This window comes from Sphaerisporangium viridialbum, assembly GCF_049674955.1.
Classification (GTDB): Bacteria; Actinomycetota; Actinomycetes; order Streptosporangiales; family Streptosporangiaceae; genus Sphaerisporangium; species Sphaerisporangium viridialbum.
This window is the reverse complement of record NZ_CP187232.1, coordinates 3,936,713-3,962,758: the sequence shown is the minus strand read 5'-3', so window position 1 is coordinate 3,962,758 and position 26,046 is coordinate 3,936,713. Positions and strand designations below refer to the sequence as shown.

At 70.8% G+C, this 26,046-nt stretch carries 20 protein-coding genes; 5 read left to right on the top strand and 15 right to left on the bottom strand.

From position 1 onward, the window contains the following. Positions 1–22: 22 nt before the first annotated feature. The 8 genes from ACOZ38_RS17505 to metH all read right to left on the bottom strand — a co-directional run bounded on the left by ACOZ38_RS17505 (position 23) and on the right by metH (position 11,282). Positions 23–1,057, bottom strand: coding sequence for an ABC transporter ATP-binding protein (locus tag ACOZ38_RS17505; protein ID WP_424531853.1), 1,035 nt, complete (start codon positions 1,055–1,057; stop codon positions 23–25). Next, positions 1,054–2,103 carry an ABC transporter ATP-binding protein gene (locus ACOZ38_RS17500; protein ID WP_405148052.1) on the bottom strand — a complete coding sequence of 350 codons (1,050 nt, stop codon included), beginning with the start codon at positions 2,101–2,103 and terminating at the stop codon, positions 1,054–1,056. The genes ACOZ38_RS17505 and ACOZ38_RS17500 overlap by 4 nt, the downstream gene beginning before the upstream one ends. Then, on the bottom strand, positions 2,100–3,119 hold the full coding sequence (locus tag ACOZ38_RS17495) for an ABC transporter permease (protein WP_405148050.1): 1,020 nt from the start codon (positions 3,117–3,119) through the stop codon (positions 2,100–2,102). Before ACOZ38_RS17495 ends, ACOZ38_RS17500 begins: the two co-directional genes overlap by 4 nt. Before the next feature lie 86 nt (positions 3,120–3,205). Continuing rightward, positions 3,206–4,984 carry an ABC transporter substrate-binding protein gene (locus ACOZ38_RS17490; RefSeq protein WP_424531851.1) on the bottom strand — a complete coding sequence of 593 codons (1,779 nt, stop codon included), beginning with the start codon at positions 4,982–4,984 and terminating at the stop codon, positions 3,206–3,208. 55 nt (positions 4,985–5,039) lie between these two features. Beyond that, positions 5,040–6,032, bottom strand: a complete 993-nt coding sequence (locus tag ACOZ38_RS17485; RefSeq protein ID WP_405148048.1) for an ABC transporter permease — start codon at positions 6,030–6,032, stop codon at positions 5,040–5,042. Between the two features lie 449 nt (positions 6,033–6,481). Beyond that, positions 6,482–6,982, bottom strand: coding sequence for a cellulose synthase (locus ACOZ38_RS17480; protein ID WP_424531849.1), 501 nt, complete (start codon positions 6,980–6,982; stop codon positions 6,482–6,484). Between the two features lie 117 nt (positions 6,983–7,099). After that, positions 7,100–7,759, bottom strand: a complete 660-nt coding sequence (locus ACOZ38_RS17475) for an HAD family hydrolase (RefSeq protein WP_424531847.1) — start codon at positions 7,757–7,759, stop codon at positions 7,100–7,102. 58 nt (positions 7,760–7,817) lie between these two features. Then, positions 7,818–11,282: a methionine synthase gene (metH, locus tag ACOZ38_RS17470; RefSeq protein WP_424531845.1), complete on the bottom strand. Its 3,465-nt coding sequence runs from the start codon at positions 11,280–11,282 to the stop codon at positions 7,818–7,820. Positions 11,283–11,531: 249 nt separating this feature from the next. Here metH and ACOZ38_RS17465 point away from each other — a divergent pair, with 249 nt between their 5' ends. Both ACOZ38_RS17465 and ACOZ38_RS17460 read left to right on the top strand, forming a co-directional pair. Beyond that, complete coding sequence (locus ACOZ38_RS17465) at positions 11,532–12,386, top strand: PAC2 family protein (RefSeq protein ID WP_405148039.1); 855 nt, start codon at positions 11,532–11,534, stop codon at positions 12,384–12,386. 327 nt (positions 12,387–12,713) lie between these two features. Next, entirely contained in the window at positions 12,714–13,298 is a 585-nt protein-coding gene (locus ACOZ38_RS17460) for a hypothetical protein (RefSeq protein WP_424531843.1), read from the top strand. Here ACOZ38_RS17460 and ACOZ38_RS17455 read toward each other — a convergent pair. The 7 genes from ACOZ38_RS17455 to ACOZ38_RS17425 all read right to left on the bottom strand — a co-directional run bounded on the left by ACOZ38_RS17455 (position 13,190) and on the right by ACOZ38_RS17425 (position 23,125). Next, positions 13,190–14,065: a sirohydrochlorin chelatase gene (locus ACOZ38_RS17455; RefSeq protein WP_424531841.1), complete on the bottom strand. Its 876-nt coding sequence runs from the start codon at positions 14,063–14,065 to the stop codon at positions 13,190–13,192. The genes ACOZ38_RS17460 and ACOZ38_RS17455 overlap by 109 nt on opposite strands. A gap of 40 nt (positions 14,066–14,105) precedes the next feature. Continuing rightward, positions 14,106–15,275, bottom strand: coding sequence for a uroporphyrinogen-III synthase (locus tag ACOZ38_RS17450; protein ID WP_405148035.1), 1,170 nt, complete (start codon positions 15,273–15,275; stop codon positions 14,106–14,108). Next, positions 15,272–15,682, bottom strand: coding sequence for a nitrite reductase small subunit NirD (nirD, locus tag ACOZ38_RS17445; protein WP_424531840.1), 411 nt, complete (start codon positions 15,680–15,682; stop codon positions 15,272–15,274). Before nirD ends, ACOZ38_RS17450 begins: the two co-directional genes overlap by 4 nt. Next, entirely contained in the window at positions 15,679–18,108 is a 2,430-nt protein-coding gene (gene nirB / locus ACOZ38_RS17440) for a nitrite reductase large subunit NirB (RefSeq protein ID WP_424531839.1), read from the bottom strand. The genes nirD and nirB overlap by 4 nt, the downstream gene beginning before the upstream one ends. Then, positions 18,105–19,502 (bottom strand): FAD-dependent oxidoreductase, encoded by a 1,398-nt coding sequence (locus ACOZ38_RS17435; protein WP_424531837.1) that lies wholly within the window; start codon positions 19,500–19,502, stop codon positions 18,105–18,107. The genes nirB and ACOZ38_RS17435 overlap by 4 nt, the downstream gene beginning before the upstream one ends. After that, positions 19,499–21,625 (bottom strand): molybdopterin oxidoreductase family protein, encoded by a 2,127-nt coding sequence (locus ACOZ38_RS17430; protein WP_424531835.1) that lies wholly within the window; start codon positions 21,623–21,625, stop codon positions 19,499–19,501. The genes ACOZ38_RS17435 and ACOZ38_RS17430 overlap by 4 nt, the downstream gene beginning before the upstream one ends. 138 nt (positions 21,626–21,763) lie before the next feature. Then, positions 21,764–23,125: an MFS transporter gene (locus tag ACOZ38_RS17425; RefSeq protein ID WP_424531833.1), complete on the bottom strand. Its 1,362-nt coding sequence runs from the start codon at positions 23,123–23,125 to the stop codon at positions 21,764–21,766. A 226-nt stretch (positions 23,126–23,351) separates the two neighbouring features. On the opposite strand from ACOZ38_RS17425, the gene def reads away from it, so the two are divergent. From def to ACOZ38_RS17410, 3 genes are all read left to right on the top strand, one after another. Then, positions 23,352–23,831, top strand: coding sequence for a peptide deformylase (def, locus tag ACOZ38_RS17420; protein WP_424531831.1), 480 nt, complete (start codon positions 23,352–23,354; stop codon positions 23,829–23,831). 163 nt (positions 23,832–23,994) lie between these two features. Further along, entirely contained in the window at positions 23,995–24,726 is a 732-nt protein-coding gene (locus ACOZ38_RS17415) for a hypothetical protein (protein ID WP_424531830.1), read from the top strand. A 5-nt stretch (positions 24,727–24,731) separates the two neighbouring features. Beyond that, on the top strand, positions 24,732–26,012 hold the full coding sequence (locus ACOZ38_RS17410; RefSeq protein ID WP_424531828.1) for an SRPBCC family protein: 1,281 nt from the start codon (positions 24,732–24,734) through the stop codon (positions 26,010–26,012). Positions 26,013–26,046: the final 34 nt, after the last annotated feature.

The following is a 26,046-nucleotide window of genomic DNA, read 5'->3' as shown; positions in this document are numbered from 1 at the left end:
CCCGGAGAGTGAGCCCGAGGGCTCAGGCGGGGACCGGCGCCCCGGCGTCGCCGGGCACCGCGTCCCGCGGAGCGTTCTCCGGGAAGTGGCAGGCGACCTGGTGGCCCGTGGCGAGCTCCGCGAGAGGCGGCTCGACGGTCTTGCAGATCTCCTGCGCCTTCCAGCAGCGGGTGTGGAACCGGCAGGCCGGCGGCGGGTTGATCGGGCTCGGCACGTCGCCCTGCAGGCGGATGCGCTCGCGCTCGGTGCGCCGCTTGACGTCCGGAACCGGCACCGCCGACAGCAGCGCGGTGGTGTACGGGTGCATCGGCGACTCGTACAGGTCCTTGCGGTCGGCGACCTCGACGATCTTGCCGAGGTACATGACCGCGACCCGGTCGCTGATGTGCCGGACCACCGACAGGTCGTGCGCGATGACGACGTAGGTCAGGTCGAGCTCGTTCTGCAGGTCCTCCAGGAGGTTGACCACCTGGGCCTGGATGGACACGTCGAGCGCCGACACCGGCTCGTCCGCGATGATGAGCTTGGGCTTGAGCGCCAGCGTCCGCGCGATGCCGATGCGCTGCCGCTGGCCACCGGAGAACTCGTGCGGGTAGCGGTTGTAGTGCTCGGGGTTGAGCCCGACCAGCTCCAGGATGTCCTGCACGGCCTTCTTGGTGCCGTGCTCGGTCTTCACGCCCTGGATCCGGAACGGCGCGCCCACGATGGCGCCGACGGTGTGGCGCGGGTTGAGCGAGCTGTAGGGGTCCTGGAAGATCATCTGCATGTCCCGGCGGAGCGGGCGCAGCGAGCCCTGGGACATGTGGGTGATGTCCCGGCCCTCGAAGAGGATCTTCCCGCCGGTGGGCTCCAGCAGCCGGGTGATCAGGCGGCCGGTCGTGGTCTTGCCACAGCCGGACTCCCCCACCAGGCCGAGCGTCTCGCCCTTCTGGACGTCGAAGGACAGCCCGTCGACGGCCTTGACGGCTCCGACCTGGCGCTTGATGAGCCCCTTGGTGATCGGGAAGTGCTTCTCCAGGCCCTGGACGGACAGCAGAGGCTCGGGCGACTCACTCACGCGGACTCCAGGTTGGGCTTGATCTCGTTCTCCCAGATGCCGCGCCGTTCCTCCAGGGTCATGTGGCAGCGCACCAGGTGCCCGCCCTCGGTCTCCAGGAGCTCGGGCACCTGTGTGCTCGCCCGGCCCTCCGTGCGGCCCTCGAAGGCGCAGCGGGGGTGGAACGCGCAGCCGGCGGGCACGTTGATCAGGGACGGCGGGGTGCCCTTGATCGGCATCAGGCGCTCTGTGCGCTCGCGGTCGAGCCGCGGCATCGACCCGAGCAGGCCCCAGGTGTAGGGGTGCTCGGGACGTTCGAAGATGTCCTCGGCGCTGCCGTACTCGATGCACTTGCCGCCGTACATCACAAGGATGTCGTCGGCCAGCTCGGCCACCACACCGAGGTCGTGGGTGATGATGATCAGCGCGGAGTTGAACTCCTCCTGCAGATCGCGCATCAGGTCGAGGATCTGGGCCTGCACGGTCACGTCGAGGGCCGTGGTCGGCTCGTCGGCGATCAGCAGCTCCGGGTCGCACGAGAGCGCCATGGCGATCATCGCGCGCTGGCGCATGCCGCCGGAGAACTCGTGCGGGTAGCTGTCGACGCGCCTGTCGGGCTGCGGAATGCCCACCCGGCCGAGCATGTCGATCGCGTGCTTGCGCGCCACGGCCTTGCTGACCTGGTGGTGGATGCGGTAGGCCTCGATGATCTGCGCGCCCACGGTGTAGTAGGGGTGCATGGCCGACAGCGGATCCTGGAAGATCATCGCCATCTTCTTGCCGCGCAGCGTGCGGACGTGCTCGGGGGTCGCGGAGACCAGCTCCTCGCCGTCGAGCCAGATCTCACCGGAGATCTTGGCCCGGGTGCCCTTGTGCAGGCCGAGGACGCCGAGGCTCGTGACGCTCTTGCCGGACCCGGACTCGCCCACGATGCCGAGGGTCCTGCCCCGCTCCAGCCCGAACGAGAGCCCGTCGACGGACTTGACCAGGCCGTCGTCGGTCGGGAAGTGGATGCGAAGGTCCTTGAGCTCCAGGAAGGCCTTCTGCCCGGCGATTCGCCCGCTCACGTGAGCCTCACTCTCGGGTCGACCACCGCGTACAGGAGGTCCACGACAAGGTTCGCCACCACGACGAAGAAGGCGGCGACCAGCGTGACCCCCATGACCTTCGGCAGGTCCTGGTTGGTGATCGCGTCGATGGCGTACTTCCCGATGCCCGGCAGGGAGAAGGTGCTCTCGGTGAGCACCGCGCCGCCCATCAGCAGGCCGAGGTCGAGGCCGAAGATGGTGAGGATCGGGGTCAGCGCGCCGCGCAGACCGTGCTTGAAGACGACCACGCGCTCGGTGAGGCCCTTGGCCCGGGCCGTGCGAATGTAGTCCTCGTTCATCGTCTCAAGCATGCCCGACCGCGTGAGCCGCGCGTACCCGGCGGCGTACAGGAAGGCCAGCGTGATCCAGGGCAGGATCAGGCTGTACGCCCACATGACGGGGTTGTCGAAGAACGGGGTGAAGCTGCCGCCCGGCGCCGTGAGCGCCAGTGGACGGCCGTAGCTGAAGACCACCAGCGAGACGATGCCGGTGAAGAAGATCGGTAGGGAGACGCCGGCGAGGGCGATGCTCATCGCCGCCCTGTCGAAGATGCTGCCGCGTCTCAGCGCGGAGATCACTCCGGTGGCCACGCCCGCGATGAGCCAGATCACCGCGGCGCCGAGGGCCAGTGACATCGTCACCGGCAGCCGGTTCAGCAGGTCGGGCCACACGGGCAGCCGGGTGAGGAACGAGTAGCCGAAGCACGGCGCCGGGCAGCGCTCCACGCCGGGACCGTAGTCGTAGTCGGCACCCGCGACGATGCCCTTGGCGAACCTGCCGTACTGCACGATCAGCGGATCGTTGAAGCCCAGTTTCTCGGCCGCGACCTTGACCTGCTCGGCGCTGGCCGTACGCCCGACGTAACGGGTGGCCAGGCTCTCGGAGGTGGCGCCCGCCAGGCGCGGCACCAGGAAGAAGATCGCAAAGGTGATCACGCTCACGATGGCGAGCATGAAGACACCCCAGATCAGGCGCCGGATGATGTATGTGACCACAGTCCCCCCGGCTCCGGGGGCCGGCCTGTCGGCCGGCCCCCTGCCGCGTTCACGTGTCTATCGGATCTATCGGATGGTACGGGCTGTTACTGCAGGCCCATGTTGATGTAGTCGTACATGCCGGTCGCGTCGCTGACGTACACGTTCGTCACGCCCTTGCCCCGGATGAGGAGGCTCTTGGCCCACAGGCCGGGCAGGACGTAGGCGTCGTCCATCACCTTCTGGTCGATCTGCGCCCAGATCGGCTCACGCTTGGCGATGTCGGTCTCCAGCGAGGCCTGGTCGATCAGCTTGTCGACCTCGGGGTCCCGGACGCTGATGTTGGAGGAACCACCGGTGTCGCGGATCACCCGGCTGTCGACGATCTGCTGCAGGAAGCCGTATCCGTCCGGCCAGTCGGCGCCCCAGCCGTTGACGGCCAGGCCCAGCTTGTTGTCCTTCGCGTAGCCCGGCTTGCCGGCGTACAGCGCGAAGTAGTCGGCCTGCGGGAACGGCTTCAGCGTGAGCTTGATGCCGACCTTGGCCAGGGACTGCTGCAGCGCCTCGGCCGTGGCCTTCTCCTTCGGGCGCTCGGCCCGGTAGGAGATGTTGGTCTCGAAGCCGTTCGGCTGGCCGCAGGCCGTGAGGGCCTCCTTGGCCTTGGTCACGTCACCGTGGTTGTCCGCGCCCGCCGGGTACGGGTTGATGTCCGCGTGGCCGGGGATGCCCGGGGGCAGCAGGCTCGTGGCGATCTGGCCGCCGGAGAACTCGCCTCCGTAGGCGGTCTGGTAGGCGACCTTGTCCGCGGCGTACTCGACGGCCTTGCGGCACTCGAGGTTGTCCAGCGGCTTCACGTTGCCGTTGATCGACGTGTACCACAGGCGGGTGATCGTCGGGTTGTCGGCGTTGGCCTTCAGCGCCGGGTCCGTCAGCACGCGGCCGAGGGTGGCGGGCTGGGCGCCGGTGCCGGCGATGTCGACGTGCAGGTCGCCGGAGAGCAGGCGGTTGTCGATGTCGTCGGCGTTGACGTTCGTCGAGACCTCGTAGCCGTCGGGCAGCGCCTTGCGGTTCGGGTCGCTCGCCTGGTCCCACTGGTCGTTGCGGACCAGGTTGAAGCCCTTGCCGATCTCGTTCTTGTCGAACTTGTACGGCCCGGAGGAGATCACGTGCTCCTTGTACTTCGCGCCCGTGTCCTTGGCCTCGGGGACCGGGATCGTCGCGGGAAGCTGCGCGAAGTAGTCGAAACCGCTGTAGGACTGCTTCAGGTGGAAGACGATCGTCTGGTCGTCGGGGGTCTCGATCGCCTTGTCGGTGTTGACGCCCTTGGACTTGTACGGACCCTTGTAGTCCTTCGGCAGGTCCAGCGTGTCGTTGAAGTAGGTGTACCCGTCGGGGAACACCTCCTTGTCGAGCGACCGCAGGACGCCGTACTTCACGTCCTTGGAGGTGATCGGGGTGCCGTCCTCGTACTTCACGCCGGCCCTGAGCTTGTACGTCCAGGTCTTGGCGTCGTCGCTCGGGGTGCCGAGGTTCTCGGCGAGGTCGGGGACGAGCTGGCTGCTCTCCTTGCCGGGAGCCGGCTTGAACATCACCAGGGCACGGCCGTAGAGCCGGATGAAGTTCCAGGAGTAGCCGTAGTAGGTGTCGGCGGGGTCGAGGGAGTCCCAGTCGCCGGCGTTGGCGAACTTCATGATCCCCCCCTTCTTGTCAGAAGGGTTGAACACCTGCGTGAGGGCGGCGTTGAACTCCGCCTTCGCGCCGTCACCGCCCGCGGACGCCGCGCCGGACTGGCTCGGCGCCGCCGACCCGCCTCCGCCGCAGGCGGACAGCCCCAGGGCGAGAACCGCACCTAGGGCGGTCACCCCCAGTGTGGTCTTTCTCATCATGTACGAAACCCCTTGTTGTCGGAGCCAGGGAACTTATGGGGGAAACAGATCGAGCTCAGCGGGCCCTCGGGTCGAGGGCGTCGCGAAGGCCGTCACCGAGGAGGTTGAAGGCCAGGACGGTGATGAAGATCGCCATACCCGGGAAGAACATGAAGTGCGGGATCGTGTAGAAGCGCACGGCGTCCGACAGCATGCCGCCCCAGGTGGCCGTGGGCGGGCGCACACCGACGCCGAGGAACGACAGCGCGGCCTCGAAGAGGATGTTCGTCGGGATCAGGAGCGTGGAGTACACCAGGATCGGCGCCACCAGGTTGGGCAGCATCTCCCGGAAGATGATGTAGGGCCCGCGCGCTCCAAGGCTGCGGGCCGCGTCGACGAACTCCCGCTCGCGCAGCGACAGCGTCTGCCCGCGCATGATGCGCCCGATGTAGGGCCAGTTGAAGAAGCCGATGATGAACACCAGAAGCGAGACGCGCAGCGCGTCGCCGGACAGGCCGAACGCGGTGTCGGGCACGATGCCCGCCAGGGCGATGGCGAAGACCAGCAGGGGGAAGGCCAGGAAGACGTCCATCGTCTTGCTGATGACCGAGTCGACCCAGCCGCCGAAGTAGCCGGCCATGACGCCGAGCGTCGTGCCGATGACCACCGACAGCAGCGTGGCGAGGAAGGCGATCAGCAGCGAGATGCGGGCGCCGTACACGATGCGGCTGAAGATGTCGCGCCCGTTGACGGGCTCGACGCCGAACAGGTGGTCCAAGCCGATGCCGGTGCCGTCCTTGGGCGCCAGCGTCTCGGAGCTGATGAGGTCCTGATTGAAGTCGTTCGGGGGATGCCCGATCAAGCCGACGATCAGCGGGGCGAAGACCGCGACCAGGATGAGGAAGATCACCACGCCGCCACCGATCAGCGCGACCTTGTCCCGCTTCAGGCGCATCCAGGCGATCTGGCCGAGAGATCGGCCCTGGATCGCCTTGGCCTGCGACCCTCCCAGCACGGCTTCCGGCGCGGCCTCGAGCTCCGTGCCGGAGACGTCGAGCGGTGCGGTCATAGTGTCGGCCCCCTGGATCCCAGACGACGTTGTCCGTCTGACGCGTCGCCCGCCACCGGTGGCCGGCGGGCGTCGTCCATTTCAGGCAGGCCGCGTGTACGGCCCCCGGACGCAGAATCTACGTGCTGAGCTGCACTGACCAGTACCTGAGCGCGCTATGTGGCTCAACTGTGATTCATGCGAAATTCATTCGTGTTGATCTTGGATGGTATGTCCGGGGGCTGTTCGGGTTGTGTACCGGAACCGTGACACGCCGCGGGGAGCCGCTGCGGCGCAGGGGATGCGGCGCCCGGCGGCGAGCTTCCGGCCGCTCGGAGGGGGCGTGGATCATGGCGGGGACCATGCCTGCGTGATCATATCCAGGGCATCGGAGGCCCGATCGGCCGATCTTGAAGACTGAGACGCCGTTATCCGAACGTAACCCGAGGGGGCGCCGGCGCGCGGGAGGGCTAGCTGATGCCCCGGCGCTTGAGGATCTCCTCGATGTCCGCGAGGTCGTCGTCCGCGGCGGGGGCGGCGGGCTTCTGCGGCAGCGGCCTGCGGTTCGGCTTGGTGGGGGCGGCCGCGCCCGGGTCCGCGCCCGGAGCGGCCTGCTTAGGCGTCTGCTTGGGCGTACGGCCCTCCGGCGCGCCCTCGGCGGCGCCCCCGCGCCTCCTGCGCAGCACGCCGGAGACCAGGAACAGCACCACCGACAGGCCCGCCACGGCGACGCCGGCCCAGACCGTCGGCGAGAAGACCAGGCCCGTGAAGAAGCCCACCACGGCCGTACCGATCTTCCAGGCGGCAGGCAGCGCGCCGGTGAGGTAGGCCGCGATCGGGATCAGGGACCAGGCGGCGGCCCGCAGGCCCGCCGCGGCGCCCCGCCTGCGGAACGCCAGGAAGCCGAGCACCAGCCCGACCGCTGTCAGTCCGGCGCACAGCGGGAACCAGGCGATCTGGTCGAAGGACATAACGGCTCGCCCCCTTTGTATGGCTTACCGTTCCATCCTGGCACGCGATCGCGCCGGTCCTCTCCTCCCCAAGGAGGGCACGTCCCCTACCTGGAGGAGGGGCGGGCCCCTAGGGGATCACGCGGCGGGGCCCTCGGACAGGACCAGGCTCCGGAGCGTCGCCAGGTCGACCTGCTTGAGCGACTCGACGACCAGGCGCCGCGGCGCGGGCGGGATGGCGAGCACGCTGGGGACGGCCACGACCGCGCATCCCGCCGCGGTGCCGGCGGCGACGCCGTTCGGCGAGTCCTCAAGGACGGCGCACCGTGCCGGGTCGACACCGAGCAGGCGCGCGGCCAGCAGGTAGGGCTCCGGGTCGGGCTTGAAGTTCCGGACGTCGTCGCCGGTGACCACGATGTCGAAGTTGTCACGCCCGATGCCGCCGAGCACGGCGTCCGCCATCAGCCGGCTGGAGGAGGTCACGAGGCCCACGGGCACGCCGGACGCGCGCACCTCGGCCAGCAGCTCGGCCGCTCCCGGCATGACCTCGAAGCCGTCGGCCAGTAGGCCGAGAATGCCGTCGAGCATCCAGCTCTCGACGTCGGCGGGATCGCGGCCCGACCCGCTCGCCTGGAGCATGTAGGCGACGGTCGCCGGCATGGAGCCGCCGACCAGGTTCTCCTGGTCGGCGGTGGTCCACCCCGCGCCAAGGCGCCGCATCACCTGTGACTCCGCCTGGAACCAGAGCTTCTCGGTGTCGACGAGAGTCCCGTCCATGTCGAAGAAGACCGCGTCCACGCAACCCCCTGACAAACGCGTGCGTATACCCCCAGAACCGTACCGTCTGGGCGCGAGGTCAGACGTTGAAGTAGCTGGCCTCGGGGTGATGCACGATCAGGGCCGAGGTCGCCTGCTCGGGATGCAACTGGAACTCCTCCGACAACGTCACCCCGATCCGCTCGGGATCCAGCAACTCGAACAGCTGCACCTGATCCTCCAGGTTCGGGCACGCCGGATACCCGAACGAGTACCGGCACCCGGTCACGTTCACCTTCAGCATGTCCTCCAGCGACTCCCGGCCACCGATCCCCAGCTCCGAGCGCACCCGGGCGTGCCAGTACTCCGCCAGCGCCTCGGTCAGCTGCACCGACAACCCGTGCAACTCCAGATAATCGCGGTAGGCGTCCTTGGCGAACAACTCCGCCGTCGCCCGCGACACCTTGCTCCCCATCGTGGCCACCTGGAACGCCACCACGTCCACCTCACCCGACTCCCGGGACCGGAAGAAGTCCGACAGGCACAGATGCCGGTCACGCCGCTGCCGCGGGAAGGTGAACCGGGTCCGCTCCTCCCCCGCCTCGTTCAGGACGATCAGGCTGTCGCCGTCGCTGACACACGGGAAGTACCCGTACACCACCGCCGCCTCCAGCAGCCCCTCGGTCTGCATCCGCTCCAGCCACATCCGCAACCGCGGACGCCCCTCGGTCTCCACCAGCTCCTCATACGAGGGCCCACCACCACCACGGGCCGCCTTCAGCCCCCACTGCCCCATGAACGTCGCCCGCTCATCCAAGAACGCCGCGTACTCCGCCAGCGAGATGCCCTTCACCACCCGCTCCCCCAAGAACGGCGCCCGCGGAACCGGGTTGCCGGCCGCCACATCCGAACGCGCCGGCAGATCCTGCTCAGGGGTGCGCACCAGGGTCGCGCCGGTCTTGACCCGGCGTTCCCGCAACGGCGGCAACACCGCCCCCGCGACCCCGCGTTTGACCGCCATGAACGCGTCCATCAGACGTAGCCCCTCGAACGCGTCCCGCGCGTACCGCACCTGACCCTGGAACACATCGGCCAGATCCTGCTCCACATACGCCCGGGTCAACGCCGCCCCGCCCAGCAGCACCGGGAACCGATCAGAGATCCCCCGGACGTTCATCTCCTCCAGGTTCTCCCGCATGATCACCGTGGACTTCACCAGCAACCCCGACATGCCGATCACATCGGCCTTGCTGTCCTCGGCCGCCTCCAAAATCGTCGACACCGGCTGCTTGATCCCGAGGTTCACCACCTCATAACCATTGTTGGACAAAATGATGTCCACCAGGTTCTTCCCGATGTCATGCACATCACCCTTGACCGTGGCCAGCACGATCCGCCCCTTGGTCTCCCCCTCCACCCGATCCATATGCGGCTCCAGATACGCCACCGCGGTCTTCATCACCTCAGCCGACTGCAACACAAACGGCAACTGCATCTGACCCGAGCCGAACAACTCACCCACGGTCTTCATACCGTCCAGCAGCACCTCATTGATGATCTCCAAAGCAGGACGCCGCCCCAGACCCTCCTCCAGATCGGCCTCCAGGCCCTTCTTCTCCCCATCCACGATCCGCCGCTTCAACCGCTCCCACAACGGCAGACCCAACAGCTCAGCCGCCCGATCCTGCCGCATCGACGCGGCATCGACCCCCTCGAACAACTCCATGAACCGCTGCAACGGGTCATAACCCTCCCGCCGCCGGTCATACACCATGTCCAACGCCACCTGACGCTGCTCATCAGGAATCCGCGCCATCGGCAAAATCTTCGACGCATGCACGATCGCCGAATCCAACCCCGCGTTCACACACTCATTCAAAAACACCGAATTCAACACAATCCGCGCCGCGGGGTTGAGGCCGAAGGAGATGTTCGACAGGCCCAGCGTGGTCTGCACCTCCGGGTACAGCCGCTTGAGCTCGCGGATCGCCTCGATGGTCTCGACGCCGTCGCGGCGGGTCTCCTCCTGCCCGGTCGCGATCGGGAAGGTCAGGCAGTCGACGATGATGTCGCCGACCTTCATGCCCCAGTTGCCCTTGAGGTCCTCGATGATGCGGGAGGCGACGCGGATCTTCCACTCGGCCGTACGGGCCTGGCCCTCCTCGTCGATCGTCAGGGCCACCACGGCCGCGCCGTGCTCCTTGACCAGGCCCATGATCTTCTGGAAGCGCGAGCCCGGGCCGTCGCCGTCCTCGTAGTTGACGGAGTTGATGACCGCGCGCCCGCCCAGCATCTCCAGGCCCGCCTGGATCACCGCGGGCTCGGTGGAGTCCAGCACGACCGGCAGCGTCGAGGCCGTCGCGAAACGGAACGCCAGCTCCTTCATATCGGCCACGCCGTCACGGCCCACGTAATCCACGCACAGATCGAGCATGTGCGCACCGTCGCGCGACTGGGCACGGGCGATGTCGACGCACTCGTCCCACTGCTCGGCCAGCATCGCCTCGCGGAACGCCTTCGATCCGTTGGCGTTGGTGCGCTCGCCGATCGCCAGATACGAGGTGTCCTGTCGGAACGGCACGTGCTGGTACAGCGAAGCGGCGCCGGCCTCCGGGCGCGGGCGCCGCGCGGCGGGAGCCTGGCCGCGCACCCGCTCGACCACCCGCCGCAGGTGCTCGGGGGTGGTGCCACAGCAGCCGCCGACCAGAGAGAGCCCGTACTCGCGGGTGAAGGTCTCGTGGGCGTTCGCGAGCTCGCCGGGGCTGAGCGGGTAGCGGGCGCCGTCGGCGGTGAGCTCGGGCAGGCCGGCGTTGGGCATGCAGGACAGCGGCAGGCGGCTGTGCTTGGCGAGGTAGCGGAGGTGCTCGCTCATCTCGGCCGGACCGGTCGCGCAGTTCAGCCCGATCACGTCGACGCCCAGGGGCTCGATCGCGGTCAGCGCCGCGCCGATCTCAGAGCCCAGCAGCATCGCGCCGTTGGTCTCGATCGTCACCTGCGCGATGATCGGCACATCCCGCCCGGCCGCCTCGATCGCACGCCGCGCTCCGACGACCGCCGCCTTGACCTGCAGCAGGTCCTGACACGTCTCGATGATCAACGCGTCGGCACCACCCGCGATCAGCCCAGCCGCGTTGTCACGGTAGGCATCGCGCAGCGCCTCATACGGCTTGTGCCCAAGGGTGGGAAGTTTCGTACCAGGACCCATCGAGCCCAGGACGAAGCGGGGCCGCTCGGGCGTCGACCAGTGATCGGCCCGCTCACGAGCCAGCCGGGCACCCGCCTCGGAGAGCTCGAAGACGCGGCCGGGGATGTCATACTCCCCCAGGGCGGCGAGGTTCGCGCCGAAGGTGTTGGTCTCCACGCAGTCGACGCCCACCTCGAAGTAGGCGTCATGCACCCCCCGCACGATGTCGGGGCGGGTCACGTTGAGCACCTCGTTGCAGCCCTCGTGACCCTCGAAGTCGTCAAGGGCCGGGTCATAGGCCTGCAACATCGTCCCCATGGCCCCGTCCGCGACGATCACCCGATCGGCCAGGGTCTGCCTGAAGGACGCTCTGCTGTTCATGGAGTCAAGCCTAGCGGGAGGCATGATGTGACCGCCCGATGCCGGAATTGCACCAGCCGTCCAGTCCTTTCCCTCCTTTCCGGGCCCTCGCCGAGGGTTCTGAGCGGCTCTGACGTCCGGCTGTCGCCTCTCCGTGACACTGAACGCCCCTCAACGAATAGGCTTAGACAGGCACAAGGCCGCCGCCGGCGGCCGAGAGGGCGTCCCCGGCAGGTGGGCGGCCTCGGCCAGGCGAGGAGGAGGCGGCGCGTGATCGAGCTCGAAGGACTCCCCGAGCTCGTCGACCCGGTGCTGATCGCCGCGTTCGAGGGCTGGAACGACGCGGGGGAGGCGTCGAGCGGCGCGCTCGCTCACCTGGAGGCGGAGTGGAAGGCCACCCCGCTCGTCGAGCTCGACCCCGAGGACTATTACGACTTCCAGGTCACCCGCCCCGTCGTCGAGCTGGGCGACGGCGTCACGCGCTCCATCGTGTGGCCCACCACCCGCCTGCTCGTGGCGCGTCCCCCGGGCAGCAACCGCGACGTGGTGCTGCTGCGCGGCATCGAGCCCAACATGCGCTGGCGCACCTTCTGCGCCGAGCTGGTCAGCATCAGCCTGGAGCTCGGCGTGGAGACCGCGGTGCTGCTCGGCGCCCTGCTCAACGACTCCCCCCACACCCGGCCGGTGCCGATCGTGGGCTCCGTGAGCGATCCGGGCCTCGCGCGCTCCCTCAACCTCGAGCTGACCCGCTACGAGGGCCCGACCGGCATCGTCGGGGTGCTCCAGCACTCCCTCGGCGCGGCGGGCACCAAGACGGTCTCGCTGTGGGCCTCGGTGCCGCACTACGTCGCCCAGCCGCCCAACCCCAAGGCCACGCTGGCCCTCCTGCGCCGCATGGAGGACCTGCTCGACATCCCGATGCCGCTCGGCGAGCTTCCCGACGAGGCGCAGGCGTGGGAGCACGGGGTCGACGAGCTGGCCGCCCAGGACTCCGAGGTGGCCGAGTACGTGCGCGAGCTCGAGGAGCGCAAGGACGCCGCCGAGCTGCCCGAGGCCAGCGGCGACGCCATCGCGGCCGAGTTCGAGCGCTACCTGCGGCGGCGCGACAACGACACCGAGGGCTGACGGGCGCGACACCTCTCAACCGAGGGCATATTAACGATGAAGTCCCCTAAAGGGGGCAATTTACATACTTCCCGTTATTACCCACGCTCCTCCGAGATTTCGGGTAATAATTGGCCGCTGCGCCGTTCCGCACCATTGCACCTGGGCGGCACCCCGCGCGCGGCAACGATTCGATAACGGAGAGAAACACGACTCCGCAAACATCGTGAACGACGCCACCCGCGTGCTGAACCTACACATGTGACTGCGCACCTTGGGACCCCCATGGCGACTCAATATCCCGATCCGCACAAGAGAGCACAGGAGACGCGGCGACGCGTTCTTGAAATGGCCGTTTTCATGAAACAGGACGGCGGAGACGGGGCCGCCCGGCCCGGAGAGGGCGCCGCGCACCCGGCCGGCGGCGCCGCCTACCCCCAGCTGCGCGGCGCGACCCCCGCCCAGGCCGTCGAGATGTTCCTCGCCCTGCTCCAGGACCGCCTGCCGGTCTGGCTGCGCACCCTCGACACCCTGATGCACCTGGCCGGCAAGGGACGGGTGAACGACAACCTCCTGCCGGTGGCCCGTGCCGGCATCGCCTACTACGCCGAGGTTCAGGCGGCGGCGATGCCCGCCTTCATCTCGCCCTCGATCACCGTGCGGTTCCGCGAGGCGCTGCGCGAGACCGAGCTCGGCCCCGCCTCCGAGATCGCCCCCCTCGCCGAGTACCTCGCGGTCGAGCGCGGTCTCGGGCGGGTGTCGCCGGACGTGACCCCCGAGGCCAGCGCGCGCCTGCTGCTCGCCGGTTGCTTCCGGCACGCCTACTACGAGATGTTCATGGGCTCCGGCCTGTCGCGGGACGACGGCGCGGTGGAGATCGTGCGCGAGCTGCGGCTGGAGACCGTCACACCCCGGGCTCCCGCGCTCTCCTGAGCCGCCTGCGCGTGGCCTCCCCTGCCGATCGCGGCGGCGGCCTCGTCGAACCTGTGCCACGCCAGGGTCGCCAGGTCGTCCTCCGCGCCGAGCGGGCGGCTCACCACGTCCGCCCCGCTCGACTCCAGCCGGCCCTGGAAGAACCCCGGGGCCAGCAGGTAGGAGGCGACCGCCACCCGTGGCGCGGGCCCCGAGCGCAGCCTGTCCATGGCCGCCGCGACCGTCGGGCTGCCCGCCGAGGCGAACGCCGCGGTGACCGGGCGCGACAGCCGTACCGACAGCTGCCGGGCGGCGGAGCGCACGTCGGCGAGGGCGGCGGGGTCCGAGGAGCCCGCCGCGGCGAGGATCACCGCGTCGGTGGAGCGCAGGCCGGCCGACGCCAGCCGGCGTACCAGCACGGAGGTGATCAGCGGGTGCGGGCCCAGCCGGCCGGCCACGACGGCGTCCGGCCTGCACCCGGCCACGACCGCGGGCAAGTCGATGTGGAGGTGGTAGCCGCCCGCGAGCAGCAGCGGGACCACGACCACCGGCCCCGGCACGCCCGCCAGCACGTCGGCGAGCAGGGGTGAGCTGATCTCCAGGTAGGCCAGCTCGACCCGGTGGCCGGGACGCGCCCTGCGCACCCGTTCCGCGAGGGCGGCGTGCGCAGCCTCCCCCGCCGCGCTCCGCGTGCCGTGCGCGACCAGCACCAGCGTCCCCGCGGCTTCCGCCGCGGGGGGCTTGCCTCGGGAACCGCCCCTCTGCGGGACCTCCCGGTTCCTCCTCACCCGTCGTCCTTCCGCTCGTGGCCTCCGCCGGCCGAGAGCGTCACCGGGCGTCCAGCCGGTCACAGGCCAGCCGGTAGCCGCGCTTGACGACGGTCTCGACGATGCCCGAGGGCCCGAGGGCACGCCGGAGCCGGGTGACCGCCATCTCGACCGCGTGCTCGGCGGAGTCCCTGGACGGGCCGCCCGGCAGCACCACGCGCAGGTCGGAGCGGGGCACGACATGGCCGGGACGCTCGGCGAGGCGCTTGAGCACGGCCATCGGCGCGGGCGGCAGCGGCTTCAGGTCGCCGTCGACGGCGACCGCGTGCCCGCGGATCTCCAGCTGGTGGGCGCCCGCGGTGACGCGCGTGACGCTGTGCTCGGGAAGGTGGCGGGCGAGGGTGCGGGCCAGGGCGCCGAGGCGCGAACGCTCCGGCTGGATCACCGGCACGCCCTTCGCCAGCAGCGGCGCCGCCGTCACCGGGCCGACGCACGCCGCCACCACCGAGCCGCTGAAGGCCGACAGGAGCGAGTCCTCCAGGCTCTCGGCCCTGGCGGCGTTGAGCATCGCCAGCACGGCGGGGGCGCTGGTGAAGGCCACGGCGTCCACCGAGCCCGAGATCGCCTGGGTGATCAGGCGGCGCAGCGGGGAGGCGTCGCGGTAGGGCAGCCAGCGGTAGACCGGCACCTCGATCACCGTGGCGCCCGCCGCCCGCAGCTGGGCCACGAACCCGGTCAGCGGCTCTCCGTGCAGCTGCACCACGATGCGCCGCCCCCGGAGGTCCTGGCCGAGGAGGTACTGCTTGATCTCCTCGCAGGACTCCGTGAGCGGGGTCCAGTGGTCGTTGAGCCCGGCGGCGCGCACCGCCCCGCGTGCCTTCGGCCCCCGGGGCAGCAGCCGCGCCGCCGCGAGGTGGTCGGCCAGGTCGGTGGAGAGCCCCCAGCCCTCGGCGGCGGCCATCCACCCACGGAACCCGACGCCCGTGGTGACCACCACGTCGTGGACCGGCCCGTCCAGGGACTCGCGGGTGGCCGCCAGCAGGTCGGCGTCCTCGGCGAGGGGCACCAGGCGGATCGCGGGAGCCCGTACGACCCGGGCGCCCCGCCTTTCCAGCAGGGCCGCGAACTCCTCCCTGCGGCGGGTCGCGGTCACCCCGATGGTGAACCCGGCCAGCGCGTCGGGCGCCGTCTCGAGGGTGGTCAGGGGATTGTCCAGAAGCGCGGCTGTCATTCCACGCTCACCTCCACGGTGCCGTTGGTGACACGGGTCGGATATGTCGGTAGTGCAATTGCCGGATCGTCCAGGCAGACGCCGGTGACCAGGGAGAACACCTGCTTGTGCATGGGCGTCGCCACCACGGGCTCCTCGCCCCTGGTGCCGGTGATGCCGCGTGACATCACGTACGCCCCGCTGTAGGGGTCGCGGTTCCCGACGGCGAACAGGCGTCCGTCGTGCGCGCGGAACAGCGCGATCTGGCGGCCCCTGACCAGTGCGGCGGCGCCGCGCTCGGGGATCAGGTCCGTGTAGGCGCAGAGCGCCACCCAGCCCTGCGCGGTCGCGGTCGCGGTCGCGGTCGCGGTCGCGGTCGCGGTCGCGGTCGCGGTCGCGGTCGCCGGAGTCTTCCTGGCGGCGCTCATCGGCGGGTCACCTCCACGAGAACGGGCTTGATCTGGTCGCGTTCGGTCTCGAAGGCGATCGAGGGGTCGGGGGTGCCGGGGGCGTTGACGAAGCTGACGAACCTGCGCAGCTTGTCGGGGTCCTCCAGGGTGGCGCGCCACTCGTCGAAATAGCCGGCGACGTGCCGCTCCATGCCCGCGTCCAGGTCGGCGGCGATCCCGAGGGAGTCCTCGACGATCACGTCGCGGAGGTGGTCCAGGCCGATGCCCTCGACCCAGGCGGCCGTGCGCTGGAGGCGGTCGGCCGTGCGGATGTAGAACATCAGGAAGCGGTCGATCGCGCGGACGAGTTCGTCGTCGGTCAGGTCGCTCGCCAGCAGGTCGGCGTGGCGGGGCTTGAAGCCGCCGTTGCCCCCGACGTAGAGGTTCCAGCCGTTCTCGGTGGCGATGATCCCGAAGTCCTTGCCGCGCGCCTCGGCGCACTCACGGGCGCACCCGGAGACGGCCGCCTTGAGCTTGTGAGGCGAGCGCAGCCCCCGGTAGCGCAGTTCGAGCGCGATGGCCATGCCGACCGCGTCCTGGACCCCGTACCGGCACCAGGTGGACCCCACGCAGGACTTCACGGTGCGCAGCGCCTTGCCGTAGGCGTGCCCGGACTCGAAGCCCGCGTCGACCAGCCGCTTCCAGATCGCGGGAAGCTGCTCCACCCGGGCTCCGAACAGGTCGATGCGCTGGCCGCCGGTGATCTTGGTGTAGAGGCCGAAATCGCGCGCGACCTCCCCGATCACGATGAGCCGCTCCGGGGTGATCTCACCGCCGGGGATGCGCGGCACCACCGAGTACGTGCCGTTCTTCTGGATGTTGGCCAGGAAGTGGTCGTTGGTGTCCTGCAGGGCAGCCCGCTCGCCGGAGAGGACGTGCCCGCCGTGCAGCGACGCCAGGATCGAGGCCACGACGGGCTTGCAGACGTCGCAGCCGCGTCCCCTCCCGTGCTCGGCGATGAGCCGCGAGAACGTCGTGATGCCGCGCACCCGGACGATCTCGAACAGCTCGGGCCTGCTGTGGTCGAAGTGCTCGCACAGCGACTTGCCCGGGACGACGCCCTCCGCGGCGAGGATCGAGACGAGCGCGGGCACGCAGCTGCCGCAGCTCGCGCCCGCCCGGGTGCACCTCTTGACGCCCGCGACGTCGGTGAGGCCGTGCTCGGCGATGGCCGCGCTGATGGCGGCCTTGGTGACGTTGTTGCAGGAGCACACCTGCGCGTCTCCGGGGAAGTCCGCCCCGGAGACCCCCGCCGAGCCCGTGCCCGCGAACAGCAGCTCGCTCGGCGGGGCGGTCAGCTCCCTGCCCACCATCGGCCGCAGCAGGTCGTAGGGCGAGGCGTCGCCGACGCAGACGCCGCCGAGCAGGGTGCGGGCGTCGTCGCTGACGAACAGCTTCTTGTAGACGCCCGCCACCGGGTCCATGTACGTCACGTCGAGCTCGCCGGACAGCCGCCCGAAGCCGGCCACCTCGACGCCGAGCAGCTTGAGCCTGGCCGACAGGTCGGCGCCGGTGAACGACGCCGTGCCGCCGAGGATGCGGTCGGCGGCCACCTCGGCCATGGTGAAGCAGGGCCCGGCCAGGCCGTAGACCATGCCCGCGGCCAGGGCGCACTCCCCGATGGCGTAGATCGCCGGGTCGGCGGTGCGCATCCCCTCGTCGACGACGACGCCGCCGCGCTCGCCCACGGGCAGCCCGGCCTGGCGGGCCAGCTCGTCGCGCGGCCGTACACCCGCCGAGAAGACCACGACCCCCGCCTCGACGGCCGTGCCGCCGGCGAGGACCACCCGGTCGTCCTCGACGCGGTCGAGGCCCATGCCGGTGTGCACGGTGAGGCCGAGCCGCTCGATGTGGCCCCTGAGCATCGCCCCGCCGCCCTCGTCGAGCTGGCGGGGCATCAGCCAGCCGCCCATCTCGACGACGTGCGTGGACAGGCCGAGGCGGCGCAGCGCGTCGGCCGCCTCCAGCCCGAGCAGGCCGCCGCCGACGACCACCCCGGAGGTGGCGTGCGCGGACGCCGCGCGGATGCCGTCGAGGTCCTCGATGGTGCGGTAGACGAAGGCCCGCCCTGCCCCCGGCACCGGCGGGACGAACGGCGCCGACCCCGTGGCCAGCACCAGCACGTCGTACGGCTCGTCGTGGCCGGCGCCGGTGGTCACCGTGCGGCGGGCGCGGTCGATCGAGGTCACCCGGTCGCCCAGCCGTGCCACGACCGGTCCGCCGGGAGCCGGGTAGGTGAGATCCTCCGCGCTCGTGCCCGACAGGTAGGAGGTCAGCGCCACGCGGTCGTACGCGGGCCTCGGCTCCTCCCCGAGGACGGTGATCGTGCCCGTGAAGCCCCGGGCGGCCAGCGTCTCGACGAGCCGGTGGGCCGCCGGGCCGTACCCCGCCACCACGATCCTCATGCCCGGACCTCCTCCTGCTCGCGCAATGAGCCGATGAGGCCCTCGACCGCGGCGCGGCAGGTGCCGCACCCGGTCGTGGCCCTGGTGGCGGCGACCACGGCCGCCGTGTCGCGGGCGCCCGCCTCCCAGCAGGCGCGGATGCGGCCCTTGGTGACGTTGTTGCACTCGCACACCCGCGCCGAGTCGGGCATGCGGGCCGGGCCGTCGGCGGTCGCGGCGCCGTCGAGGCCGGGGAACAGCAGCCCGGCCGGGTCGCCGGGAAGCGGCCCGCCCCGGTCGTAGAGCTGTGTGAGCGTGCCCACCGTGGCCGACTCGCCGACCAGGATGGCGCCGACCAGGCGGTCGTTCCTGATCACGAGCTTGCGGTAGATGCCCCGGGCCCTGTGGCTGAAGCGGACGACCTCCACCGCGTCCGAGGGGTCCTCGGTCAGGTGCGTCTCGCCCATGGCCGCCAGCTCGACGCTCCTGGCCTTCAGGCGGGTGACCAGGCGCGAGCCGCGGTACCTCGCGGTGCCGTCGGCCCCGGTGACCAGGTCGGCCACCACGGCCGCCTGCTCCCACGCGGGCGCCACCAGGCCGTACACCGTGCCGTCGTGCTGCGCGCACTCCCCGATGGCGTAGATCGCCGGGTCGGCGGTGCGCATCCGGTCGTCGACGACCACGCCGCCGGCGACCTCCAGGCCGGCGTCCCTGGCGAGGCCGGTCACCGGCCGCACGCCGCAGGCGAGCACCACCAGCTCGGACCCGAGCGTCTCCCCGGTGTCAAGCTCGACGCCGTGGTCGTGGATCGCCGAGACGCGGACCCCGGTCCTGACGGTCACCCCGAGCCCGGCCAGCGCCTCGCCGAGCACGAGCCCCGCCTCGGCGTCGAGCTGGCGGTCCATCAGGTGCCCGGCCAGGTGGAGCAGGGTCACCGGCAGGCCGCGCCCGGCGAGCCCGCGCGCGGCCTCCACGCCGAGCAGGCCGCCGCCGACCACCACCGCGCCGGTCGCGGTCGCCGCGGCGGCGACGATGCGGTCGCAGTCGTCCAGGGTGCGGAACGCGATCGCCCGGGTGGCGCCGGGGATCGCCGGCACGACCGGCTCGCTGCCCGTTGCCAGCACCAGGACGTCGTACGGCTCGCGGCCGCCGTCCGAGGTGCGCACCGTGCGGGACTCGCGGTCGATCGCGGTGACCGTGACGCCGAGACGGGCGGTCACCCCTTCGGCCTGCGCGGGCAGGCGCACCTGCTCGGGGCTCGCGGTGCCCGCGAGCACGTTGGACAGCAGCACCCGGTTGTACGGCCCCCGGGTCTCGGCGCCGAACACCGTGACCTGGACGCTCGTGTCCCTGGCGCGGACCTCACTCGCCAGCCGCGTGCCTGCCATGCCGCTGCCGATGACGACGAGCCTCACGCGCCCCGCCCCCGCTCCCCCGCCGCGAGCGGGTCGCGCCGCTCGACGCGTACGGCGCAGACCTTGAACTCCGGCATACGGGACACCGGGTCCAGGGCGGGGTTGGTGAGGCGGTTGGCGCCCTCCCAGTGGAAGGGCATGAAGACCGTGTCGTGCCGGATGCCGCGGGTGACCCTGGCGACGGCCTCGGCGGAGCCCCTGCGGCTGGACACCGTGACCATGTCGCCGGGCGCCAGCCCCAGGCGTTCGGCGAGGTGCGGATGGAGCTCCACGTAGGCCTCGGGAGCCGCCTCGTTCAGCTCGGGGATCCGCCTGGTCTGCGCGCCGCTCTGGTAGTGCGCGAGGACGCGGCCCGTGGTCAGGTAGTACGGGTAGTCGTCGTCGATGTCCTCGGCCACGGGCCGGTGGTCGACGGGCACGAACCTCGCCCGCCCGTCCGGCGTCGGGAACCGGTCGAGGAACGGGCGCGGCGTGCCCGGGTGGTCCTTCGAGGGAGCCGGCCAGAACACGCCGGTCTCGGCGGCGATGCGCTCGTAGGTGATGCCCGAGTAGTCGGCGACGCCGCCCGCGCTCGCCCTGCGCAGCTCGTCGAACACCACGCCGGGGTCGCTGGAGAAGCCCTCGTCCCGGCCGAGCCTGGCGGCCAGGCCGGACAGGATCGCGAGGTCGCTCCGCACCCCCGAGGGCGGAGCGACGGCCTGGCGGCGCAGCAGGACCCTGCCTTCCAGGTTGGTCATCGTGCCGTGCTCCTCGGCCCACTGTGTGGTGGGAAGCACGACGTCGGCCATCGCGGCGGTCTCCGACAGTACGAAGTCGGAGACCACGAGCAGGTCCAGCGCGGCGAGCCGCTCGGCCACGTGGCTCGCGCGCGGGGCCGACACCACCGGGTTGGAGCCGAACACCAGCAGCGCCCGTGCCCCCTCGGCGGTGCCGAGGGTGTCGAGCAGCTCGTACGCCGAACGGCCCGGCCCGGGAAGCTCGCCGGGGTCGACTCCCCAGACCCCCGCGACGTGCGCGCGGGCGGCGGGGTCGGCGATCGAGCGGTAGCCGGGGAGCTGGTCGGCCTTCTGGCCGTGCTCGCGCCCGCCCTGGCCGTTGCCCTGGCCGGTCAGGCAGCCGTACCCGGAGCCGGGCCGTCCCGGCAGGCCGAGCGCGAGAGCGAGGTTGATGTACGCGGTGACCGTGTCGGCGCCCTTGGCGTGCTGCTCGGCGCCCCGGCCGGTGAGGATCATCGCCGTGCCCGCGCCGGCGAGGAGGCGGACGGCCTCGCGCATCCGGGCGACCGGCACACCGGTGACCCGCTCGGCGCGCTCGGGCCACCACGACGCGACCGACGCTCGTACCGCCTCGAACCCGGTCGTGCGGGCGGCGGCGTAGTCCAGGTCGGCGTGGCCCTCGGTGATCGCGATGTGCAGCAGGCCCAGGGCGAGGGCCAGGTCGGTGCCCGGGGTGACCCGAAGGTGCAGGGTGGCGCGCGCGGCCGTGCGGGTGTCCCTCGGGTCGACGACGATCAGGGTGTTCCGCAGGTGCCGCAGGAACGGCGGCATGGTCTCGGCGACGTTCCCGCCGACGAGCATCACCGCGCCGGCCTCGGCCACGTCGATGATCGGGAACGGCAGGCCCCGGTCCATGCCGAACGCGCGGTTGGTGGCCGCCGCCGCCGAGGACATGCAGAAGCGGCCGTTGTAGTCGATCTGGCTCGTCCCCAGCGCCACCCGGGCGAACTTGCCGAGCTGGTAGGCCTTCTCGTTCGTGAGGCCGCCGCCGCCGAACACCGCCACCGCGTCCCTGCCGTGCCCGGCCTGGATCCCGCGCACGGCCGACGCGACGCGGTCGAGCGCCTCGTCCCAGCTCACCGGCTCAAGGGGGCTCGCACGGCTCGCGCGGGCGAGCGGCGTGGTGAGGCGTGCGCCGCCGGCCAGCAGCTCGCCCGCCGTCCACCCCTTCTGGCAGAGCGCTCCGGCGTTCGCCGGGACGTCGTGGCGGGGAGTGATCGTCACCGTGCCGCCGGCCCCACCGCTGACGTTCATGCCGCACTGCAGGGCGCAGTACGGGCAGTGCGTCGCCTCTCCCCTGTGCACCGGCGACATCACAGGCGCCGGCGGGGAAAGTGAGATCAGCATGGATTCGATGGTGCTTTCGGGCCGTTTCACCGTTGGGTCCCTCCTGTTACCTCTGTGCTACAAGCCGCCAACCGTGTTCACATCCGGAGCGGATCGCCTGTGCGCACATCGCCGCGATCGCCCCGTGAGGGGCCTCGCTCAGACGCGGGCCGCCGCGAGGCTCGGCGCGATCCGGGCGCCCACCGTGCGCAGGTAGCAGAACCAGGTCAGCGCGCCGCAGGCCGCGTAGAAGCAGGCGAACGCGGCGAACGCGGCGCCCGCGCCGCCCGTCGCCGCGATGGAGGTGCCGAAGCCGCGGTTGATGAAGAACCCGCCGAAGGCGCCCACCGCCGAGATGATCCCGATGGCCGCCGAGCTGTCCCGCCTGCCCGCCGCGACTGCGGCCGCGTGCGCCGCCTCGTCCCCGGCGGGGACGCCCTCGATCGCCTTGGCCTTGAAGATCGCGGGGATCATCCGGTACGTCGAGCCGTTGCCCACCCCCGTCAGCGCCACCAGCAGCAGGTAGGCGCAGAAGAACAGGGCGAAGCTGTTCGCGCCCAGCCCGTAGGCGACCAGCGCGATGGCCGCCGCCATCGCGGCGAAGTTCCACAGCGTGACCCGCGCCCCGCCGAGCCGGTCGGACAGCCGCCCGCCGACGGGCCTGATCAGGGAGCCGACCAGGGCGCCGAGGAAGGCCCAGGTGACGGCCGAGGCGTGCCCGGGGAACTGGCTCTTGATGAGCAGCGGGAAGGCGGTGGTGTAGCCGATGAACGAGCCGAACGTGCCAATGTAGAGCAGGGACATGATCCAGGTCTGGGCCCTGCCCGCGATCTTCAGCTGGTCCCTCGCGCTCGCCTTGGCGGAGGTGAGGTTGTCCATGAAGAAGAACGCGCAGACGGCGGCGGCCACGATGAACGGCACCCAGAACAGCCCGGCCGCCGCCAGCCCGAACCCGGTGATCACCAGGGGCATGGCGAGCTGCACGGAGCTGACGCCGATGTTGCCGCCCGCGGCGTTCAGGCCGAGCGCCCAGCCCTGCCTCCTCTCGGGGTAGAAGTAGGTGATGTTGGCCATGCTGGAGGCGAAGTTGCCGCCGCCGAGACCGGCGGTGGCGGCGATGAGCAGGAAGGCCCAGTACGGCGTCGCCGGGTCGCCGACCGCCACGGCCAGCAGCACAGCGGGCACGAGCAGCAGCAGTGCGCTCACGACGGTCCAGTTCCTGCCGCCGAACCTCGCGGGCGCGAACGTGTAGGGCAGGCGCAGCGCCGACCCGACCAGGTTGGGCAGCGAGACCAGCCAGAAGAGCTGGTCGGTGGAGAAACGGTAGGCGCCGAGCTTGACGGCGACGATGCTCCAGACGGTCCACAGGGTGAAGCCCAGATGCTCGGCGAGGATCGAGAAAACCAGGTTCCTGCGGGCGACGCCCTTGCCACGGCTCTCCCAGAAGCCGGGGTCGTCCGGGTTCCAGTCGGCTATCCAACGACCCTTCGCCGGCACGGTCCGCGCAGCCTCAGCCGTCACGGTTCCTCCTATTTTGGTGTGAAACGGGAGGTCCGAACGTACCGGAAAAGATCACACCGTCTGACGACGGTTGTCAGATATCGGCGTTACGTCGGACGCACCGGCGTAACGCGTGATCCACAGGCATCACGGCGGCAACATGGATTTAACAAAGATTGCCCGAGCAGAAGACCGGGCACTCCTCTGGGGAACCTTCCAACGGAGTCGTCACCCCCCAGGAGCGGGCATGACCAGCGTCCAGCCGATCAGGCTCTTCGCCGACCCGGTGCTCCGCACCGTCGCCGACCCGGTCAGGGAGTTCGACCGCTCCCTGCGCGAGCTGGTCAAGTCGCTCCAGGCCACCACCCGCGCCGGGTCCGGCAGGGCCGGGCTCGCCGCTCCGCAGATCGGCGTGCCGCTGCGCGTGCTGGTCTTCGAGGTGGACGGCAGGTCGGGCCACCTGGTGAACCCCCGCATCGAGGCGTCGGAGCGCACCGTCGTCGCCGACGAGGCCTGCCTGTCGGCCCCCAACATCTGGTGGCCGCTGGAGCGTTCCTACTCCGTCGTCGCCCGTGGCCGCGACATGCACGGCAAGCCCGTCACCGTGCGCGCCCTCGGGACGCTGGCCAGGGTGCTCCAGCACGAGGTGGACCACCTCGACGGCGTCCTGTTCAGCGACCGCCTCCCCGCCGAGGAGCGGGAGCGCTTCCTGGCGGCCATGGCGTAGGACGGGCTCCTCCGCCGGCCTCGGGACGGCCCGGCATCCCCGGGCACCGCACACACCTTGATCCTCTGTGTGCTATGTCCCTTTTTTCCGAAAATGAGCGTTCTATGCCCATGTGGTGGGGTAGGGCACTCGACGATTCGGCAGGCCGGAGAAGGAGGCAATTGTGACAGGCGGACTGAAGGTTGCCCTGGCCGTCGCCATCGGCTACTTCCTCGGCAGGCATCGCCGGTTCAAGCTCGCGGTCGCGCTCGGGGTGGCGGGAGCCACGGGCAAGCTCGGCGGGGCCCGGGGGAACCTGCTGGAGCAGGGACTGAAGCTGGTCAGCTCGTCCCCGGAGCTGGAGAAGATCATCAGCAGTGTCCGCGGCGAGCTGTTCGAGGCCGGAAAGGCCGCGGCCAAGGCCACCGCGAGCAGGCAGGTGGGCTCGCTGAGCACCAAGCTCCAGGAGCGTGCCGAGGCCCTGCAGCACGCGGCCAACGTCGCCGCGGGCCTGGAGGACGTCGCGGGCACCGCGACCGGCGCCGCCGCCGGTGCCGCGACGGGCGCGGCCGAGGGCGTCACGAAGACGGCGAGAGGCGGGGTCAGGGGCCTTCGCGACCGGGCGGCCGGCGGGGTGCGCGCCGCCAGGTCCCGCGTCCGCCCGCCCGCCGCGGAAGAAGAGGAAGAGCCCTACGAGGACGAGTACGAGGAGTACGAGGACGAAGAAGCGGAGTACGAGGAGGAGGCGCCCCCGCGGCGCGGGCCCGCGGGCGGCAGGACGACCGCACGCGGAGTGAGGGAGCCCCTGGACGACGAGGAAGAAGAGGACGAAGAGGAGGAGCCGGAGCCGCGCGGTCGTGTGGTCCGTGACCAGCCGCCGCCGCGTTCCCGTCCCATTCGCCGGACCCGGGGGTGACCTCCATGGCGGACAAGAGCAAGGGGGGAGCGGCCGGAGGGCTGCTCAGCCCGATCAAGCACCAGCTACGCGGCATAGCCGGCATCGCCGGCAAGCTGGCGCTCGCCGCGGTGAAACGCAAGGTCGAGCAGACCACCCAGCAGCTGACCGGAATCGCGGAGGGCGGCGGGCTCAAGACGCTGGGCCAGCTGGCCGGCTCCGAAGGCAAGATGGGCAGGGTCAAGGGCCTGGCCAAGATGGCCTGGGGCGGTTTGAAGAAGAAGCTCGGCTTCGGCGGCGGCAAGGGGAAGAAGTTCAAGTTCCTCAACATCGTCGAGTCGATGGATGTCGGTGCCCCGATCCGGTTGACCTACAACCAGTGGACGCAGTTCCAGGACTTCCCGAGCTTCATGAAGAAGGTCGAGAAGGTCGTGCAGGACAGCGACGAGAAGCTCACCTGGCAGGCGAAGATCATCTGGTCACGCCGGACCTGGGAGTCCACGATCAGCGAGCAGGTGCCGGATGACAAGATCATCTGGCGTTCGAAGGGCGCCAAGGGGTACGTCGACGGGACGGTGACCTTCCACGAGATCACCCCCGACATGACGAGGATCCTGATGACCCTTGAGTACCACCCCAAGGGCTTCATGGAGCACATCGGTCTTCTGTGGCGCGTGCAGGGCCGCCGCGCGCGCCTGGAGTTCAAGCACTTCCGGCGGCACGTCATGACCGAGTCCCTGCTGGCGCCGGACGAGGTCGAGGGCTGGCGCGGCGTGATCCACGAGGGTGAGGTCGTCAAGGACCACGAGACCGCCGTTCGCGAGGAGGAGGAGGAGGAGCGCGAGGAGCGCGAGCGGGAGGAGCGTGGCGAGGCCGGGCCCGAGGAAGGCGAGTACGAGGGCGAAGAGGCCGAGGAGGGCCGGGAGCCCGAAGAGGGCGAGGAAGGCGAAGAGGGCGAGGCCGCGGAGGCGGCGGAGCCTGGGGAAGAAGAGGAAGAGGGCGCGGAGGAGCCTCGTGAACGGCGCCGCCGCCCCTGGGGCAGGCGAGAAGAGCGCCAGACCCGGGGCGCCGTCCCGGCGGAGGAAGAGGAACCGAGGGCACGGCGCCGCAGGCCCGAGCCCGGGGAGGGCCCGCCCCGGCGGCGCAGGCCCGAGAGCGGGGAACCGGGAGAGCCACCGGTACGGCGGCGCAGGCCGGAGGGCGGCGAGCCCGGTGAGCGGCCGGCACGGCGGCGCAGGCCCGAGGCCGGCGAGGGCGAGGAGCCGCCTCCCCGGCGGCGCCGCGAGCCCGAGCCCAGGGGCCGATGAGATGACCCGCCACTCCGCAGACACCGAGACCAAG

Excerpts from the sequence above, each read along its gene's own strand:
- ACOZ38_RS17490 (WP_424531851.1), bottom strand. The coding sequence starts at position 4,984 with ATGATGAGAAAGACCACACTGGGGGTGACCGCCCTAGGTGCGGTTCTC.
- ACOZ38_RS17485 (WP_405148048.1), bottom strand. The coding sequence starts at position 6,032 with ATGACCGCACCGCTCGACGTCTCCGGCACGGAGCTCGAGGCCGCGCCG.
- ACOZ38_RS17480 (WP_424531849.1), bottom strand. The coding sequence starts at position 6,982 with ATGTCCTTCGACCAGATCGCCTGGTTCCCGCTGTGCGCCGGACTGACA.
- metH (WP_424531845.1), bottom strand. The coding sequence starts at position 11,282 with ATGAACAGCAGAGCGTCCTTCAGGCAGACCCTGGCCGATCGGGTGATC.
- ACOZ38_RS17460 (WP_424531843.1), top strand. The coding sequence starts at position 12,714 with ATGGCCGTTTTCATGAAACAGGACGGCGGAGACGGGGCCGCCCGGCCC.
- ACOZ38_RS17450 (WP_405148035.1), bottom strand. The coding sequence starts at position 15,275 with ATGACAGCCGCGCTTCTGGACAATCCCCTGACCACCCTCGAGACGGCG.
- nirD (WP_424531840.1), bottom strand. The coding sequence starts at position 15,682 with ATGAGCGCCGCCAGGAAGACTCCGGCGACCGCGACCGCGACCGCGACC.
- nirB (WP_424531839.1), bottom strand. The coding sequence starts at position 18,108 with ATGAGGATCGTGGTGGCGGGGTACGGCCCGGCGGCCCACCGGCTCGTC.
- ACOZ38_RS17430 (WP_424531835.1), bottom strand. The coding sequence starts at position 21,625 with ATGCTGATCTCACTTTCCCCGCCGGCGCCTGTGATGTCGCCGGTGCAC.
- def (WP_424531831.1), top strand. The coding sequence starts at position 23,352 with ATGACCAGCGTCCAGCCGATCAGGCTCTTCGCCGACCCGGTGCTCCGC.
- ACOZ38_RS17410 (WP_424531828.1), top strand. The coding sequence starts at position 24,732 with ATGGCGGACAAGAGCAAGGGGGGAGCGGCCGGAGGGCTGCTCAGCCCG.